At 43.1% G+C, this 2,814-nt stretch carries 4 protein-coding genes; all 4 read right to left on the reverse strand.

Annotated elements, in window-relative coordinates; all coding sequences use genetic code 11:
* Window positions 1-345: 345 nt before the first annotated feature.
* The 4 genes from AACT21_RS08585 to AACT21_RS08600 all read right to left on the reverse strand — a co-directional run bounded on the left by AACT21_RS08585 (window position 346) and on the right by AACT21_RS08600 (window position 2,749).
* A complete protein-coding gene (locus AACT21_RS08585) occupies window positions 346-1,209 on the reverse strand; it encodes an NAD(P)-dependent oxidoreductase (RefSeq protein ID WP_094124090.1) in 864 nt (287 codons plus the stop codon).
* Between the two features lie 167 nt (window positions 1,210-1,376).
* Entirely contained in the window at window positions 1,377-2,093 is a 717-nt protein-coding gene (locus tag AACT21_RS08590; RefSeq protein ID WP_017044945.1) for a YebC/PmpR family DNA-binding transcriptional regulator, read from the reverse strand.
* Window positions 2,094-2,182: 89 nt separating this feature from the next.
* Complete coding sequence (locus AACT21_RS08595) at window positions 2,183-2,392, reverse strand: DUF3283 family protein (RefSeq protein ID WP_017046863.1); 210 nt, start codon at window positions 2,390-2,392, stop codon at window positions 2,183-2,185.
* Between the two features lie 159 nt (window positions 2,393-2,551).
* A complete protein-coding gene (locus tag AACT21_RS08600; RefSeq protein ID WP_017043498.1) occupies window positions 2,552-2,749 on the reverse strand; it encodes a PA3496 family putative envelope integrity protein in 198 nt (65 codons plus the stop codon).
* Window positions 2,750-2,814: the final 65 nt, after the last annotated feature.

Below are 2,814 nucleotides of genomic sequence, written 5' to 3' on the forward strand. Positions count from 1 at the left end.
GGCTTGGCTTGGATTGAAAACCATGGAAACACCAAATTAACAGCATATTAAACTGGTTTTATGTGACTTTATTGAAATTAAAAACCAAATTTTAAGATTTTTCAGTAAATGTAATTAGTTGACGATTTATCCAGCACAGTCACGCACAGCAAACAAAAATGAAGGACATTTGTCCTCCCTAATCGGTAGGCGATCATGGTTTTATACAATCGTTTTTCGAAAAGAGGCACACAGATAGACACTGTAGGTATGCGGGGCCAGAAGATAAATAGGAATCGATTTATAGGTTTACAGTGTAAATGGCCCTAAATAGGGCCAATTGAGTCTATCTCTGAGCTGTGATATTTATGAATTAACGGCTTTGATAAGGATAGAAGTATCCATTCTTCCCTCACCTTGCTCAGACAAGGCTTGGTAAGCATGATAAGTTTTTTCTGTCATCGGCAATTTTAGATCGTTTCGTTGCGCTTCATCCAAACAAAAGCCCAAGTCTTTGATCATCCAATCAATGGCAAAGCCGTAATCAAATTTACCTATTGACATGTTCACAGCGCGGTTTTCCATCTGCCATGAACCTGCGGCTCCATTTTTCAAACAATCAACCAAAACGCCAATATCTAACCCTGACTTTTCCGCTAAGATCAATCCTTCCGACAGGCCATTTAATACGCCAGCAATGCAAATTTGATTGACCATTTTTGCGCGTTGTCCTTGCCCTGCTTTCCCCATCAGCACCGATGACTTGCCATAAGCACGAAATACGGGTTGCAGCTGCTCAAACAGTTCGGCATCTCCACCACACATAATGGTTAGCACACCATTTTCAGCCCCTGCTTGGCCACCAGAAACAGGAGCATCCATAAAGCGAATGCCCGCTTTATGAGCCGCAGACGCCAGCTCTTCGGCTAACAGTGCCGATGTGGTGGTGTGATCAACCAAAATTGCGCCGCGTTTCATCGCCCTTATCGCGCCGCCGTCACTGGTCGTCATGCTACGGACATCATCATCATTGCCAACGCAGGTTAAAACCACATCGGCATCTTGCACGCACTCTGCGACTGTTTGCGCTGCATGCCCATGATACTGCTGCGCCCACTGCTGCGCTTTAGCTTGAGTGCGGTTGTAGACGCTAACATCAAACCCTGCATTTTTTAGATGCCCAGCCATAGGGTATCCCATAACCCCTAATCCAATAAAACTGACTTTCATTAACTTCTCCTTTTATTATTACCCAGCAGCCCAAACGGACGAACACACGTAACTGAGTGTGGGCTGTATGTATCCTTGCGTCATTCTCTATGAATAAGACCACGGTTAGCAATGCACAGATAAAAAAAAGCCGAGTCAATCACTCGGCTTCTCATTAATTCGCTCTATTACAGCTCAGCGTTATGGTAAACCTGCTGAACATCATCACAGTCATCTAGCATGTCGAGGAATTTCTGGAATTTCTCCGCCTCTTCGCCCGTGACCGGTGTGTGTGTTTGTGGAACGAATGTGATTTCTTCCACATCTATAGTCAAATCAGGGAACTGATTATTTAGCGATGTTTTCACTTTGAAGAATTCAGTGTTAGGTGCAAATACAGTGATCACACCATCTTCCAGTTCAACATCCGTCACATCGACATCATCCATCATCAGTGCTTCAAGGATAGAATCTTCATCATCCCCTTTGAACTGAAATACCGCTTGGTGATCAAACATGTGTGATACGGTACCTGGAGTACCAATTTTCGCACCCGTTTTAACAAAGCATTGACGCACATCTTGGAACGTACGATTGCCGTTATCTGTTAAGCAGTCAACGATAACACTTGCGCCGCCAGGGCCAAAACCTTCGTAACGAGCAGGTTGGTAGTCTTCACCACCACCACCACTGGCTTTATCTAGCGCTTTATCAATAACGTGGCCTGGAACTTGGTCTTTCTTCGCTTTTGTGATCAGGTGGCGCAAAGACAAGTTCATGTCTGGGTCCGAACCACCATTTTTCGCACACATGTAAATTTCTTTACCGTATTTGGAATAGACTTTAATTTTTGCGCCTTGAGTTTTCGCCATTGAGGCTTTGCGCACTTCAAAACTTCTTCCCATAGGGATGATCTCTCTAATTCAATTTAACGCGAGGGATTTTAGCAAAAAGTGGGATCATTTCAATTTTCCACTTAGCAAAGACATGAATGCTACGCAACACCCATCACTCTTTTGTATTTGTTCACCGATTGTAAAAACCACTCTTTTTCGGCCTCACTGGCAATTTTAGACTGCTGCTGAGTGATCGCTTCAGGTCCTGCTTTTCCTTGCTTGAGTTTCCAAACAAGAAAGGAAGCTTGTTTATCGAGCTCTACTTTGTTTTTCTCTTCAGCGGCAAGTAAAGATAGGTTGAAGGACATGAGTTAGCCTAGATCGGTAAATACGTGGCACGAAATATAGCATAGGACATAGGAAAATTAAGAGCATAAATGTGCAATTTATCGGTATGAAATCAAGAAAATTGGAAAATATAAAGGGTGGCTATGCGCCACCCTTAGGGGATTAATGGTGAGAACTCGTCAGTGAAGTATGCCTAGCTCCTTCGCTTCTTCAATGGTTAAACCACTTTCTCGAATCTCTCTTAATGCTTCAATACGACGGCGAGCTTCGGCTGATTTAAGGTTTTTAACTGGTTTTTGAGTTTCTACTTCTTCCGTGAAGTCCCACTTATTTGCAATATCAGTCATTTCGTCATGGTCAATAGAATTTATGGACATTGTTACCTCCGAACAAACCACGTAAGGGACATGTAATCTGTAGCAAACGACATTTGATTTGTTAA

The sequence above is a fragment of the Vibrio sp. V08_P9A1T1 genome, assembly GCF_963874405.1.
GTDB lineage: Bacteria > Pseudomonadota > Gammaproteobacteria > Enterobacterales > Vibrionaceae > Vibrio > Vibrio anguillarum.